Source organism: Clostridium ihumii AP5 (genome assembly GCF_000612845.1).
Taxonomy (GTDB): domain Bacteria; phylum Bacillota; class Clostridia; order Clostridiales; family Clostridiaceae; genus Clostridium_J; species Clostridium_J ihumii.
In genome coordinates this window covers 76,045-90,821 of the sequence record NZ_CCAT010000045.1, presented here as the reverse complement: position 1 = coordinate 90,821, position 14,777 = coordinate 76,045, and the positions used below count along the sequence as shown (strand labels likewise).

Genomic DNA, 14,777 nt, shown 5'->3' with positions numbered 1-14,777 from the left:
ATTTTTATTCATTATATTAAAGTTTTTGAACGTTTATTGCCATAGGGCCTTTAGCTTCATCTCTTATATCAAAGGATACTTGTTCGCCTTCATGTAAATCTTTATCATCACCTTTTTCTTTAACTTGAGAGTGATGAACAAAAACATCATTTCCATTATTAGCTGATATAAAACCATAGCCTTTTGAATTATCAAACCATTTAATAACACCATTATACATAGTCATTTTTAAAATCTCCTTGTAAATATAAAATAATTAATAGAGATAGTATTTGTTTTTATAAAATAAATATTCAATAAAAATAAAAATGTTTAATAAAGTAAAAAATACAAAATATATATATAATATGTATCAAAAATAATTTATGTAAGTATTTAGAAAAAAGTTAAAGATACGAAATATTAGATTGTAATGTAAATTTAGTGCTTTAAAAGTATGTAATTCTTAAAGGTAACAAATATTTAGTGCGCGCATAAATATAATTTAGAAAACAAAATGTAAATATAAAAATTGACAAAATACAATAACATTACTTTAAAGCAAAAAAAGTATCTTAAAACAAAATTTAAGGGGGAATTAAAAAATGAGAGGTAAGGGATTTAAAATTATTTCATGTCTGTTAATTAGCTCTATGATAATGTCAGGAAGCATAAGTGTATCAGCAATAACTGATATGAGGAATTTAAGTAGTAATAATGTTAACATGAGTCAGAATGTGAAAGATGAGGATGCATTAAATTGCTATGGATTTGAACAATTTAAAAATGAAAGTGATGCTATTAAAGATGATTCTAAGGAATTAGTTGGAAAACAAGATACAGATAATTTAAAAGAAGAAAAAGTTAAAATATCTAGAAATGTTAGACAAAATGATAATTTTACTTTTAAGGATTTAAATAAATTAAGTTATGAAGATCTTATAGATACGTTATCTAATTGTCAGTGGCATCAGATTTCAGGAATTTTTGAGTTAAGTGATGATTCATATGAATTTTATTCAAATGATGAACGTATTAATGCAATTATTAATGCTTTAGAAGAAAAGGGTAGTCAATATACAGCAAGTGATGATAAGGGAATTCCAACACTTATAGAAGTTTTAAGATCTGGATTTTATTTAGGATATTATAATGATTCACTAAGTAAGTTATACAAAAGAGAATACAGAGAAAAAGTTATTCCAGCAATGATAGCAATTGAAAACAATCCTAATTTTAAATTAGGTGAAGTTGGTCAAAATGAAGTTATCAAGTCTTTAGGAATGTTAATAGGAAATTCAGCTTGTAATGTTCAAGTTGTGAATGGAACAACTAAAATATTAAAAGATTATAGAAATAATATATCAGAGTATGAATCAGATTATAGAAAAGGACAAGCTACTTTTGAATTAATAAAGGGAATTCAATATGATTTACAATCATATTCATATAACAATAGAATAGAAGCAGATAAAACACCATGGTTTGGGAAAATAGATAATTTTATTAATGAAGTTAGCAATTTAGCACTTTTAGGCAATGTAAGTGAAGAAAGTGAATGGCTTGTAAACAACGGAATATATTATACAGGAAAGCTTGCAGGATTTCATAGTGATAAAATATCAAAGCAAAAAGATGTAGAAAAAGCTCTGAAAATATATCCATACCTAGGTGAGCAATATTTTACAGCATTACAAAGTATAGAATATGATTTTAATAGCACTATGACAAATGGTGAAAAAGTAGACGTAAGTAAAGCAAAAGAAGAAGGAAAAAAACACTATCTTCCAAAAACTTATACTTTTGATGATGGAAAAATGATAATAAAAGCAGGCGATAAGATAAGTGAAGATAAAATTAAAAGATTATACTGGGCATCTAAAGAAGTTAATTCTCAATTCTTTAGAGTTGTAGGTAATGATAGTGCTTTAGAAAAAGGAAATCCTGATGATATACTAACTATGGTTATATATAATAGTCCAAAGGAATATAAAATGAATTCTAAGTTATATGGATATAGCACAGATAATGGTGGAATTTATATAGAAGGTGATGGTGCATTCTTCACTTATGAAAGAACAGAAGCAGAGAGTATTTTTAGTTTAGAAGAATTATTTAGACATGAGTATACTCACTATTTACAAGGAAGATATTTAGTTCCAGGTATGTGGGGAACAGCAGATTTTTATAAAGGAAAAGATGGAAGGATAACTTGGCTTGAAGAAGGATCAGCAGAGTTCTTTGCAGGATCTACAAGAAAAGATAATATACTTCCTAGAAAATCAGAAGTTAGTGGATTAAGCAGAAATCCAGAAGAAAGATTTTCAACAAATAAATTAGTTCATTCAAAATATGGATCTTGGGAATTCTATTATTATGGATTTGCTTTCTCTGATTATATGTATAATGAAAATATGCCTTTATTTAAAACATTTATAAATCAAATAAAAAACAATGATGTTAGTGGATATGATGCGTATATAGAGAAGGTTGCTAAAGATAAAGAAATTGATGCTGGATATCAAAAGCATATGCAAAGATTAGTTGATAAATATGAAACATTAACAGTACCTTTAGTTTCAGATGATTATTTAAAAAATCATGATAATAAAAATTCTAAAGAAGTTTATGCTGATATAGAATCAGTTTCAAATTTAAAAAATGTTTCAGTTGATGAAGATGCTGGTGATTTCTTTAATAGTTTTGAACTAAGAGGAACTTATGAAGGCAAAAGAAGTAATGGTGAATTAGAAGATTGGAAAGAAATGAACAATAAAGCAAATGAATTCATAGAAAGACTTGAAGATAAATCTTGGAGTGGATATGAAACAGTAAATTGTTATTTTGTAAACTATAGAGTTAATAAAAATAATAATTATGAATATGATGTTGTATTTACAGGTCTTAATAAGGGAAACAAAATAGATAATGAAAATAGTGCACCAAATGCAAAAATAGAAGCTACTAATTATGGTAAAGTTGGAGAAACTATAAACTTTATAGGAGAAAAATCTAATGATGTAGATGGTAAAATAGTTGAGTATGCTTGGGATTTTGGAGATGGAAGCACAAGTAGTGAAAAGAACCCAAGTCATATCTATGAGAATGAAGGAACTTATTTAGTTAAGTTATCTGTAAAAGATGATAAAGGAGCAATTGGAAAGGGAAGTACAACTATAAATATAAAAAAAGAGTCTACTGGTGATAATAATGATGGTAAATTAGATGTAGAACCAAATAATAAGTTTGAAAATGCATCTGGTCCAATAGTTTCAAATACAGTGGTTTATGGTGATTTATATGGTGATGACAACATTGATATTTATTATTTTGATGTAGATGAAATAGGTGATTTAAGTTTCCAATTTGTTAAGGAAGAAAATTCAAGCATAAATTGGATATTATCTAGTGAAGAAGATAAAGATGGAATGCTTGCATATCCAATAAATGAAAATTTAGATGGTAGTTATAAAGTTACAAAACCAGGAAGATACTATTTAAAAGTTTACAAATATGAGGATAAAGATGAACAATATGGCTTTAGGATAAATGGAAAATTGAAAGAGAAAGAGCCAGAGAAAATAAAAGAAAAAGAAGATAATAATAGTTTTGAAAAAGCAAATAGTATTATTATGAATAAAACTGTTTTAGCTAGCTTAAGTAAAGAAGATAATAATGATATATTTAAGTTTAGTGTGGATAGTGATAAGGATGTAGAAATAATATTAAACAAGTTAAGTGATAAAGGTATGAACTGGTTATTATACAAAGAAGATGATTTAAATAATTATATAGGTTATGCAAATATAAATGATAAAGAATTAAGTAATAAATACAAATTAACTAAAGGAAATTACTATTTATATGTTTATGGATATGATGATGGAGCATCAGATTATAACTTTATAATAAAATAGAATTTATGGGAACTATCTTAGAGATAGTTCCTATTTTTTTATCAAAATTTTTTTAGAAAGTATAATTTATATTTTAAAATTTAATATTAAGTCTATATGTATTTATTACAATATTTAAAAAGAGAAGGATGATAAAGTGGATAAGACAGTTAAGTTTGAAATTATAACAGGGATAAATGAAGGATATTTTCATAATAATGAAGTAGTAAATGGACTTGAAATGTTAGGAGTACTATGGCAAGAGATAGCTATAAAAGAGTATGAGGAAAGTGGTATATATGTATCAGCTGTAATTTGCAGTAGTAAAACTGTATATAGTGGAATGTGGGGATGCCCTAAAGGCGGAGAAGATACAATTATTATAGCTGGCACACTTAATAAGGAATACACAAGTGATATTGAAGGATTTAAAACATCTGTTTTAAGATTAGCTAAGGAAGTTAAAGAAAAATTGAAACAAGAAAGTTTAACCTGTGATTTTACAGAAGTAGAATTGTTTTATTTGAAAGATTGATATTGTATGAAAAGTAAGTTTTATAAAATATTCAAAGGAGTAGTGATATTTACTATTAAAACTATGGTTAGTAAGAATATTATGATGGGGAATTTATTCTCCAAAATGAACTTTTTATGAATAAGTATTATATTAATTTTATTTGAAGCACAAATAAAACATTTTTATGAATAAGTATTATATTAATTTTATTTGAAGCACAAATAAAACATTGTAGCGTGGATTTCAATCCCCAGGTGTTAATTGAGAATTTAAGGCGAATGTTGAAATAGAGTTTCCAAGTATTTATATTCTTAAATGTCATTACCACTTTTGTAGGTGAGAATTCATTAAATTTTAAGATTATAAATTAATAAGTGTGTAGATTAAAATATTGGAATAGAAACATATATCATAGTGTTTAGGAGGATGATGAATGAGGGATTTTTATAATTACTATTTAAATTATTTGGATGTAATAAGAGATGATTTGGATAATGGAAAAACTATATTTAAAAGTAAGCAAAGAGATGTTCCTATAAATAATTATTATTTTCATTATTTAATAATTACTAATATAGAAAATAAAGAAGTTTTTTCAATATCACCTAGTTTTTATGATGAATTTATACATTTAAAACACATGAATTTAGAGGAGATAAAGAAGTTTTTTTATAAAAAGTTAAAAGATTATAGTTCAAGGTTTATGTATAGAATGACAATAGAAGAAAATATATTTAAATTTGTAGAGATAGATAATAAAGTTCAAAGACTTACAGAAGAAATTCTGATGAAAAATTTGAAAGGAAGAAACAAGAATGAAATTGAAGATATATGGAAGAGAAAAGAAAAAGAAATTTTAGAAGGAAGAGAATTTGTAATTTTAAAGGATGATAAAATAGTTTCTTATTGTAAAATATCAAATATAGATTATAATGGTGGCAATTTAACAGTATGGACAAATCCTAAATATAGAGGCTATGGTTATGGAAAACAAGTTACAATAGCTGCTACAAAATGGTGTTTTGATAATAATATAATTCCTATATACTTAGTGTATAATGAAAATTTAGCATCATTAAATCTTGCAAAGTCTATAGGTTTTAAGATTTTGTCAAAAGAATTTATAATATCAAAAGAAGCATAAATTTTATTCATGCTTCTTTTTTTAGTCTGATTTAGTATAATATAGCTTTTTTATTTTTTTTATAACTTCTTTTGAATTATTAGGAATTTGTTTTAGTGAATATCCTAGTAAAAGTGGAGAAGTAACAAAACGAGGAACTATTTTACATATTATTTGTTCATCAATTTTATAGAAAAATAAATTAAAACTATCACAGTGAGCATTATAGTTATTTAATATATAGTGAACAAGTATCTGTACGTTGTCAGCAAGTGCATTAACATTATTAATATCATTTATTATTACATTGAATTCTGTAAAACAGTTTAATGGCTTAGTAGATAGATTTACTTCACATAAGTCATTTTTGTATATAGTAGAACCTTCGAAATATTCTTGATGTATTAAATCCTCATAGTTAATATCATACAAACCTATTATTTGCATATGAGAATGTTTTAAACTACCACCAGACATAGGACCATGATTTTTATATAAAATTACTGATTTAAATTCATTGCTTTCTATTATTTCTAACCAATGATTAATAGCAAAGGTAAATAATTTTCTGTTATGAGGTTTAGAATAAGATGATATATTTAAGCCACATTTTTCAGTTTCAATTATTACTAGTTGAAGTGTATTCTCTAAAGTTGGATATTTGTTTTTTAAGAGAATTATATCATCAGATTGTTCTATAATGTTTTGTAATTCTTCCTTGTTACAGAAGGGACAACCATTATCTTCTTTGTGTAAATCATTAGGCTTAGATTTACCTATACTATAAAAGAAATTTATATATTTATCACTATTCATATAGTCACCTACTTAATAAATATTACTGAATATAAATTATATTATAAACTAAAATAATTATTTATATTATAACACACCTTGAGTTCAAATCTTCTTATATTAACAATATTTAACTTAAGTATGGTTTGTATTATTTCAACATGATAGCTTAACTTATGAATACAAGCTAAAAATGCAATTACTGTTGTTTCAGTTGAGAAAGAGATAACTAAATTATTATATAAAAATTAACAATTAACGATTAACAATGTAGGATAAAACTGAAGTATCAGTTTTAAAAAATCGATTTTTATAGTAATTTGCAAAGCAAATTAATTAAAGATTATATAAAAACTTAGTTTTTATTAACTTGTATTTTTAGATATTAGGAACGAAGTGAGTAATATCAACTATAACTTTTCACTTTTCACTCTTAACTCTTACTTGGTTCCAAATATAAAAATAAACTGTAAGCTTAATAATATCACTTGATAAAGATATTATTTTAAATTTGAACTTGGAACCCTATAGTGTAATTTACACTAACGATTTAAGAGTTATAGAGAGTATATTAAAAGTGAATAAATATTTGGGGGGATTGAGATGTTAAAGGATAAGGAAGATAAGATTAGAGAAATTCTTAAAAGTAATGGGATTGAATCTAAAGCAAGCAATGATTGCATTGAAGTGAGAAAAACTCCAACTAAGAGAGCAGAAGATTTAAGAAATGTGTTTTACAATACATTATCTACAGCAGATATGGAATTTCCATATTGGTATACTAGGACTTGGAATGAATTAGATGGAGAGATAACGGTAGTTAGAAGAGCTAAAGCATTGAAGTCAGCATTTACACATATGACACCGAATATAATTCCAGGTGAAAAACTAGTTATGCAAAAAACTTATAATTATAGAGGTTCTTTTCCAATGCCATGGTTAAGTGAAAGTTTCTTTATAGCACAAGGAGATGAAATCGAAAAAGAAGCGTGTAAGACTAATAGTGCAGATGAACTAAGTCAATTTGGACAAGGTGGAGGAAACGTAACTAAAAGTTTTGGAGAAGTTGTATCTATAGCAGGAAAATTTGGTATGAGAAAAGATGAAATACCTGCACTTTTAAGAGTTGCTCGTCAGTGGGAAAACAAATCAGTAGAGGATGTAAGTCTTAGATATGAGAAATTAGTACCTGAATATGAAACTAAAAAAAATATAATGGATAGTTTAATTTGTATGTTTGATTCAGGATATACAATTCCACAAGGTAGAGAAGTTATAAACTATTATTATCCACTAGAGTATGGATTAAATGAATTAATAAATATGGCAAAAGAATGTATAAAAGAAGTAGCAGGTAATGCCGATGGTGATGGCATAATAGGAATGGATAGACTTTATTTTTATGAAGCTGTAATAAATGTAATAGAGGGAATACAAAATTGGATTTTAAATTATGCAAAACATGCTAAATTTTTAGCTACATTAGAAAATGGAGAAGAAAAAGCAGAATATGAAAATATAGCAAATGTATTAGAGCATATAGCATATAATAAACCTAGTACATTTAGAGAAGCACTTCAACTTTGCTACACTATACATATTGCAGCAGTAAATGAAGATGCTATATCAGGAATGTCTATAGGAAGACTTGGACAAGTACTATATCCTTGGTATGAACAAGATATAAATAATGGAACAATTACAAAAGAAGAAGTAGTAGAGCTTATGGAGCTTTACAGAATAAAAATAACTTGTATAGATTGCTTTGCATCAGCTGGAGTAAATGGAGGAGTTTTATCAGGAAATACTTTTAATAATTTAAGTATGGGTGGACTTACTAAAGATGGTAAATCAGCAGCCAATGAATTAGAAATGCTTATATTAGAAGCTGGAATTAGTTGTAAAACTCCTCAACCAACGTTAACAATAATTTATGATGAAAAGTTACCAGAAGAATTTTTACTTAAAGCAGTTGAAAGCAATAAAACTGGAGCTGGATATCCTGCATGGATAAATAATAGAAATGCAATAGAATTTCTTATGAATCAGTTTGCAGAAGAAGGTATGACTATAGAGGAGGCAAGGGCAATTGCTATAGGTGGATGTTTAGAGACATCTCCATGTTGTTTTAAACCACTTCACTTAAATAACAAGACATACTATGTTCCAGGGGGTGCAGGTCAGCCAACAAGCGTAGGTGTACATTTTATAGCAAACCCTAAAATAATTGAACTTGTTATAACAAATGGTAAAGATTATAGAACTGGCACACAAGTTTATAAGCCACATAATAAGAAATTAGAAACTTTTGAAGAATTCTTTGAAACTTTTAAAGAATACTATGAAGAAACTATTAAAATTTTAGATAAGACCAACAATATAGAGCATGACATTTGGAGAAAACAAAATATGTCTGTTTTAAATTCATTTTTAAAACCAGATTGTTTAGAAAAGGGACAGCACATTGGAAATATGGGTTATAGATATAATGCAACTTTTAATGTAGAAAGTTGTGGAACTATAACAATGGTTAACTCATTAGCTGCAATTAAAAAAGTTGTTTATGAAGGAGAACATACACTGGAAGAATTAAAAGATGCTATGGTAAATAATTTCGGATTTAAAAATGCTTCAGAAGTTGGCAGTTATTCTTTAGTAGATCAAGTAAAATTTGATGATAGCCATAAATATGACAAGATATATGGTGAATGTTTAAAAGCACCTAAGTATGGTAATAACGATTTTTATGCAGATAGTATATTGTTAGAATATGAAGAGTGGTTTAGTAAAGTATGTAGAAGTGTGGAATCATTGTATGGCAAAAAACTATATCCATGTCAAATATCAGTTTCAACACATGGTCCACAAGGAGCTGCAACACTTGCAACACCAGATGGAAGACTTAGTGGAACCACATATTCTGATGGATCTGTATCAGCATATCCAGGAACAGATAAAAATGGTGTATATGCATTATTTGAATCAGCTACAATTTGGGATCATACTACATCTCAAAATTCTCAAATGAATTTAAAGTTACATCCAACAGCACTTAGAGGAATGCAAGGAAGTAAGAAGTTGTTAGATTTAACAAGAAGTTATTTAAGAAAAGGTGGGTTCCATATTCAATACAATATAATAGATTCACAAATGCTTAAAGATGCACAAAAAAATCCAGATGGATATAGAGATTTAATGGTTAGAGTTGCAGGATTTACTCAATATTGGTGTGAACTTGGAAAACCTATACAAGATGAAGTTATATCAAGAACAGAGTATAAAGGAGTGTAGAAAAATGAATTTAAAACATAATGATTGCTTAAATTTTTGCGCTATAGATGCTTCAAAAGGTATTTGTAGGATTTCTAAAGAGTTTATAAATATAGATAGTGAAGTTTGTAGTAGCTTTAAAGAGATGGCTAAGTGTAAGAATTGTATAAATTTTAAAGATGAAGATGAAAAAGGTATGGGCAAATGTGTAGGGTTAAAAAAGGAAAACTGGACATTTAAAGAATTAAAAGCAATTACATGTGAAGGACATAAGTTTAAATAAAGGTGGATATTATGAAAAATAAGGCTAAAATTTTTGATATACAAAGTTTTTCAGTTCATGATGGACCTGGATGCAGAACAACTGTTTTTATGAATGGATGTCCACTTAAATGTAGATGGTGTGCTAATCCTGAAAGTTGGAATAAGAGTAGCATAATGTTTAGTGAATTATCTTGTAAGTATAAAACTGATTGTAATTTATGTAAAGATAGTTGTGAAAAGAAAGGTATAAAGTTTGATAAGCTTAATAAACCTATATTAGATTTAGAACTATGTAAAACATGTAATGATTTTTCATGTGTGAAATCTTGTTATTATGATGCATTAAAGCTTTGCTATAAAGAGTATTCAGTTGAAGAACTATTAAAGATATTACAAAGAGATTCAAATAATTGGAGAAGTAATGGTGGTGTTACTTTTAGTGGTGGAGAACCATTGATGCAAAGTGAATTTTTAATAGAAATATTAAAAGAATGTAAAAAAAGAGGATTTCATACAGCTATAGAAACTAGTGCTTATGCAAAAGAAGAAATATTTATGAATGTTATGAAATATATAGATTTTGCTTTTATAGATTTAAAGCACATGGACACTAAAAAACATAAAGAAAAAACTGGAGTAGATAATACGATTATAAAAAATAATATAAGAAAATTAGTTTCATCTAATTGGAGTGGTAGATTGGTTTTAAGAGTACCTGTTATAGATAAATTTAATAATTCAGATAAAAATATAGAGGAAATTATTGAATTTATGAAGGAAAATAATTTAGTGGAAATAAATTTACTACCATTTCACAGAATGGGTGAAAGTAAATGGAATCAATTTGGAGAAAACTATGATTATAGTGAATATGGTGATGTAACAAATGAAGAGTTAGAGAAATTTCAAGATATGTTTTTAGAAAATAATATTGCATGTTATATATCAGATAATACGTTATTTTAATTACAAAGGCTTTTAACTAAAGTGTTAGTTAAGAGCCTTTTATAGATTTATATGTTATTATATAATGGTAAATTATTTCATTATGATTTGGAGGAATTTATGAAGATAAGTGACACATGTATATATGATCATATAGAGATGTATAAAGATGAAATTGAAAATGTTATATATAAAAAAGGAACGTATATAGTGCAAAGTGAAGATGATTTTGATGAGATATTTTTTATACTTAATGGAAGCGTAATGGTGGAATGTTTAACTATGAATGGGAAAAGGCTACTTGTGGATACTCTTTCAGAAAATGAATTTGTAGGTAAGATAAGCTATATGTATGATCAAGATTTTAGGGGAGATATTATAGCAATTACAGATGTTTCTTTACTTAAAATAAATAAACAAACATTAGAAAAGCTAAAGAAAAATGATAAATTTCTAAGTCTATTTTTATTTAAAACTAGCAAGAGAATATATTTAATTTATAAAAAATCACTTATAAAGAATCTTTTTAAAATAGAAGAAAGATTAGCACATTATATATTGGAAAATTCAGAGAATGGTATATTTAAATGCAAAAGTATGTATGAGTTATCAAAACAACTATATATGAGTAGAAAAAGTATATATAATACAATAAATAAATTTTTAGAAAAAGGGTATATAAAAAAGGAGCAAGATAAATTTATTATTTTAGATGAAAAAAAATTATGTGAAATATCTAAAGAAGTTAGAAATTTTTTGAAATAGAATTAAGCCTATTAGGGGTACTAATAGGCTTAGAAGGATGTATGTTAAAAATATTTAATATTATTTTAAAGTATTAAATATTATATAGGAAACTTTTTTAGAATTTAATTCAATTTCTTCTATAGAATTATGTATATAAGCAGCATTTCCAATAACAAATATATTACTTACCTTTGTTTGAAAATTCTCATTTAAAATAGGAACTCCATTTTCAAGCGGAATGTTACTACGCATTGCAAGTAATGAATCAGGAATTGCCGGTTCTGACAATATTAATGTATCACAAGATAATACCTTTTTATCATAATTATTAGTAATTTCAATAGATGTTAATCTACCGTTTCCATTTACTTTAACTAATTTATAATTTTTATAAATTAACTCAGTAGGAATATCATTTAGTGTATCTAAATCATCAGTACATATTATAGAAGAAATATGGACTCCTTTACTTTTTAAAATTTTAAAAATTTCTTTTCCAGTATCAGAAAAACCTAAAAAACTTATATTTTTACCTGGTAAGGCATGAAAAGAATTTAAGATTTTTTCAGTAGCAACTGTTGTAAAGATTCCGGAAGGTCTATTGCTATCTATATTTAAAGTATTTATGCCTTTTTCTTTTGAGCCATTACAAAGCACAATTACTTTAGACATTATATTAAAAATTCCATCTAAAGAGTTAGAAACAGTTAATGTATTTTTGTCTATTTTAGTTACAAGGGTATTAGTTAAAACTTGTATAGCATTTTGTTTTATTTTAGTTAATAAATCATCTTTATACTCTACACCTATAATATTTGCATTTTTACTTATGTTGTAAGTTGCTGTATTTAAACGACCACCAATTATAGGATCTTTTTCAACAATTAAAAGATTTTTAATTCCAAGTTCCATTAGATTTAAGGCTAAATTTAATCCACTAGCACCAGAACCAATTATAACAACATCAAATTCTTTCATATGAATCACACTCCTATTTAGTTACTATAAATGAATTAGTATTATTTTTGTTAATACTAGTTATATCTTTATTTAGTTCACGAGATAGTATATTTAAAACTGGTAACATACAACCAGTACCTTGACACCCACCCATAGTAGCACGAGTACGTCTTTTTACAGCATCTAATGTTGTTGCACCTAATGGTCTATTTATTGCATCAACTACTTCACCTTCAGTAATCATTTCACATTGGCATATAATTTTGCCGTATAGTGGGTTTGATTTTATTAATTTATTTTTTTCAGATAAAGATAAACTAGAAAACTTTAAAATTCCTTTTCTGATATCTTTAAAATTCTCTTTTTTTGTAGTGAAAATTAAAGATTGAATTATAGTAGATACATATTCACCTATAGCAGGTGCCGCAGTTAACCCAGGGGAATCAATGCCTAAAACATTTATAAAGTTTCTAACATCAGAACATTCTTCAATTATAAAATCAGTGTGTTCTTGAAGTTTAGGTCTAACCCCTGCAAAGGTAGTTATAACTCTATTAGTTTGTAGATTATTAACATAATTCTTTCCTGTGTTTAAGATATTACTTAATGTACTAGAAGAAACATAGGTATTACTTAAGCCATCGGTAGACTCAGCATTAGGTCCTACTAATAGATTTCCATCAGTAGTAGGAGTTACCAAAACACCTTTACTTTCTTTAGTTGGAATTGGATATAAAGTTGAATTTATAATACCACCAGCAACTTTATCAAATAAGCAATATTCACCTTTAACTCCAATGGAATGCAATTTGTTTTCACTTAAAATATTATTTATAGTGTCTCCATAAATGCCAGCAGCATTTATTATGATTTTACTTTCGAATTTATCAGTTTCAGTAAAGACATTAAAAATGTCATTATGTTTTTCTATATTAATAACTTTAGAATTAAATTTAAAGTTAACACCATTTTCACATGCGTTTTCAGCAAGTGCTATTGTCATTTCATAAGGGTTTACAATAGCAGAAGATTTACAATATAGAGCTGCAATTACATTAGCATTTATGTTAGGTTCCATATTTAAAATTTCTTCTTTAGTAAGGAGTTTTGTATCAATTCCACGCTTATCTGCATTTTCTTTAAATTTAGCTAAAACTAATAAATCATCATTATTAAAAGCTAAAACTAAAGAACCATTTTCTTTAAATGGAAAGTCTAATTTTTTTGATAAATCTTTTATTAAGGTTTTTCCTCTAAGACTTAATTTTCCTTTTAAGTTTGTATCATCAAAATGAAATCCAGCATGGACTATACCACTATTAGCTTTAGAAACTTCAACAGATACGTCTTCTCCTTTTTCAAGAACTAAAGTATTTAAATTATATTTAGATACTTCTCTAGCAATTGAAGAACCAATTACACCAGCACCAATAATTATTACATCATACATATTAAAATCCTCCCCGTAACACTTTATGAATAAATTATATGTGGATTTTTACGTTGTGTAAAATATAGAAATTTTATGACTATCATTAATAAATATAATGATAATAAAACAAACTACTAAAAATATTAATTATAGTATTATTTTTTGTTTTTGCATTTTTTATATTTTCTTATAGAATTAACAATTACACATATAACATAAATGTTTAAAATTAGGGCAACTAATAAAATAGGTATAAATAAAATGCTTTTTATTGTCATTATAGAACCTCCTAAAATTTAAATTTAGTAATAATTATATTATATATTTAAATTAATTTATATACATTTATAATAAACAAGAAGAATATAGAGTTTCAAGTTCAAAGTAATATTTTTATCAAATGATACTATTAGTTTACAGTTTATTCTGATATCATGTTGGGAACCAAGTAAAAAGTAAGAGGAAATAGCGAAAAGTGATGGTTAATGTTATTCATTTCATTCATAATATTTAAAATAGAAACATATAAAAACTACGTTTTTATATTGTTTTCAACTAATTGGCTTTGCAAATTTAATAAAAAATTATTCTTTAAAATTCTCAACTGAAACTTTAAGTTATGAATACTTTAGTTGAGAAAGAAAGATTTAAATATTGTAGGAAATTTAACGATGATCGATGGAGGATAAAGGATAAAATAAGTTCATAAAAATATTTAGAAAATTAAGTCAAATATGATATAATTATCAATAATAATATAATTTTCATATATTTATAAATAAAGGTAGTTAAAATAAAGATATAATAAATAATTTTAAATTATAATAAATGTATAGTATAGGAAAATAT

General features: G+C 26.0%; 12 protein-coding genes. 7 read left to right on the top strand and 5 right to left on the bottom strand.

The window, feature by feature from the left end; all coding sequences use genetic code 11:
- Positions 1–16: 16 nt before the first annotated feature.
- Complete coding sequence (locus BN346_RS08305) at positions 17–226, bottom strand: cold-shock protein (protein WP_040327808.1); 210 nt, start codon at positions 224–226, stop codon at positions 17–19.
- A gap of 358 nt (positions 227–584) precedes the next feature.
- Between BN346_RS08305 and BN346_RS08300 the strand changes: the two genes are divergently transcribed.
- From BN346_RS08300 to BN346_RS08290, 3 genes are all read left to right on the top strand, one after another.
- Entirely contained in the window at positions 585–3,896 is a 3,312-nt protein-coding gene (locus BN346_RS08300; RefSeq protein WP_051540187.1) for a collagenase, read from the top strand.
- Positions 3,897–4,032: 136 nt separating this feature from the next.
- Complete coding sequence (locus BN346_RS08295; protein WP_040327807.1) at positions 4,033–4,410, top strand: hypothetical protein; 378 nt, start codon at positions 4,033–4,035, stop codon at positions 4,408–4,410.
- 415 nt (positions 4,411–4,825) lie between these two features.
- Positions 4,826–5,536 carry a GNAT family N-acetyltransferase gene (locus BN346_RS08290; protein WP_040327804.1) on the top strand — a complete coding sequence of 237 codons (711 nt, stop codon included), beginning with the start codon at positions 4,826–4,828 and terminating at the stop codon, positions 5,534–5,536.
- Between the two features lie 21 nt (positions 5,537–5,557).
- Here BN346_RS08290 and BN346_RS08285 read toward each other — a convergent pair whose 3' ends face one another.
- Positions 5,558–6,331, bottom strand: a complete 774-nt coding sequence (locus BN346_RS08285) for a DUF4931 domain-containing protein (RefSeq protein WP_040327802.1) — start codon at positions 6,329–6,331, stop codon at positions 5,558–5,560.
- 582 nt (positions 6,332–6,913) lie between these two features.
- Between BN346_RS08285 and hpdB the strand changes: the two genes are divergently transcribed.
- The 4 genes from hpdB to BN346_RS08265 all read left to right on the top strand — a co-directional run bounded on the left by hpdB (position 6,914) and on the right by BN346_RS08265 (position 11,554).
- A complete protein-coding gene (hpdB, locus tag BN346_RS08280; protein WP_040327801.1) occupies positions 6,914–9,601 on the top strand; it encodes a 4-hydroxyphenylacetate decarboxylase large subunit in 2,688 nt (895 codons plus the stop codon).
- 4 nt (positions 9,602–9,605) lie between these two features.
- On the top strand, positions 9,606–9,863 hold the full coding sequence (gene hpdC / locus BN346_RS08275; protein WP_040327799.1) for a 4-hydroxyphenylacetate decarboxylase small subunit: 258 nt from the start codon (positions 9,606–9,608) through the stop codon (positions 9,861–9,863).
- Positions 9,864–9,874: 11 nt separating this feature from the next.
- Positions 9,875–10,810: a 4-hydroxyphenylacetate decarboxylase activase gene (gene hpdA / locus BN346_RS08270; protein WP_101541689.1), complete on the top strand. Its 936-nt coding sequence runs from the start codon at positions 9,875–9,877 to the stop codon at positions 10,808–10,810.
- A gap of 99 nt (positions 10,811–10,909) precedes the next feature.
- On the top strand, positions 10,910–11,554 hold the full coding sequence (locus BN346_RS08265) for a Crp/Fnr family transcriptional regulator (RefSeq protein ID WP_040327796.1): 645 nt from the start codon (positions 10,910–10,912) through the stop codon (positions 11,552–11,554).
- A 60-nt stretch (positions 11,555–11,614) separates the two neighbouring features.
- On the opposite strand, the gene BN346_RS08260 is transcribed toward BN346_RS08265, so the two are convergent.
- The 3 genes from BN346_RS08260 to BN346_RS22230 form a co-directional block, all read right to left on the bottom strand.
- A complete protein-coding gene (locus tag BN346_RS08260) occupies positions 11,615–12,514 on the bottom strand; it encodes an FAD-dependent oxidoreductase (RefSeq protein ID WP_040327793.1) in 900 nt (299 codons plus the stop codon).
- Between the two features lie 13 nt (positions 12,515–12,527).
- Positions 12,528–13,946 carry an NAD(P)/FAD-dependent oxidoreductase gene (locus BN346_RS08255; RefSeq protein WP_040327792.1) on the bottom strand — a complete coding sequence of 473 codons (1,419 nt, stop codon included), beginning with the start codon at positions 13,944–13,946 and terminating at the stop codon, positions 12,528–12,530.
- 137 nt (positions 13,947–14,083) lie between these two features.
- The gene (locus BN346_RS22230) at positions 14,084–14,206 is read right to left on the bottom strand and encodes a hypothetical protein (protein ID WP_278245510.1); all 123 of its coding nucleotides are present in this window, start codon (positions 14,204–14,206) and stop codon (positions 14,084–14,086) included.
- Between the last annotated feature and the right edge of the window lie 571 nt (positions 14,207–14,777).

Coding starts and splice junctions, on each gene's coding strand:
- BN346_RS08305 (WP_040327808.1), bottom strand. CDS start 226: ATGACTATGTATAATGGTGTTATTAAATGGTTTGATAATTCAAAAGGC.
- BN346_RS08300 (WP_051540187.1), top strand. CDS start 585: ATGAGAGGTAAGGGATTTAAAATTATTTCATGTCTGTTAATTAGCTCT.
- BN346_RS08290 (WP_040327804.1), top strand. CDS start 4,826: ATGAGGGATTTTTATAATTACTATTTAAATTATTTGGATGTAATAAGA.
- BN346_RS08285 (WP_040327802.1), bottom strand. CDS start 6,331: ATGAATAGTGATAAATATATAAATTTCTTTTATAGTATAGGTAAATCT.
- hpdB (WP_040327801.1), top strand. CDS start 6,914: ATGTTAAAGGATAAGGAAGATAAGATTAGAGAAATTCTTAAAAGTAAT.
- hpdC (WP_040327799.1), top strand. CDS start 9,606: ATGAATTTAAAACATAATGATTGCTTAAATTTTTGCGCTATAGATGCT.
- hpdA (WP_101541689.1), top strand. CDS start 9,875: ATGAAAAATAAGGCTAAAATTTTTGATATACAAAGTTTTTCAGTTCAT.
- BN346_RS08265 (WP_040327796.1), top strand. CDS start 10,910: ATGAAGATAAGTGACACATGTATATATGATCATATAGAGATGTATAAA.
- BN346_RS08260 (WP_040327793.1), bottom strand. CDS start 12,514: ATGAAAGAATTTGATGTTGTTATAATTGGTTCTGGTGCTAGTGGATTA.
- BN346_RS08255 (WP_040327792.1), bottom strand. CDS start 13,946: ATGTATGATGTAATAATTATTGGTGCTGGTGTAATTGGTTCTTCAATT.
- BN346_RS22230 (WP_278245510.1), bottom strand. CDS start 14,206: ATGACAATAAAAAGCATTTTATTTATACCTATTTTATTAGTTGCCCTA.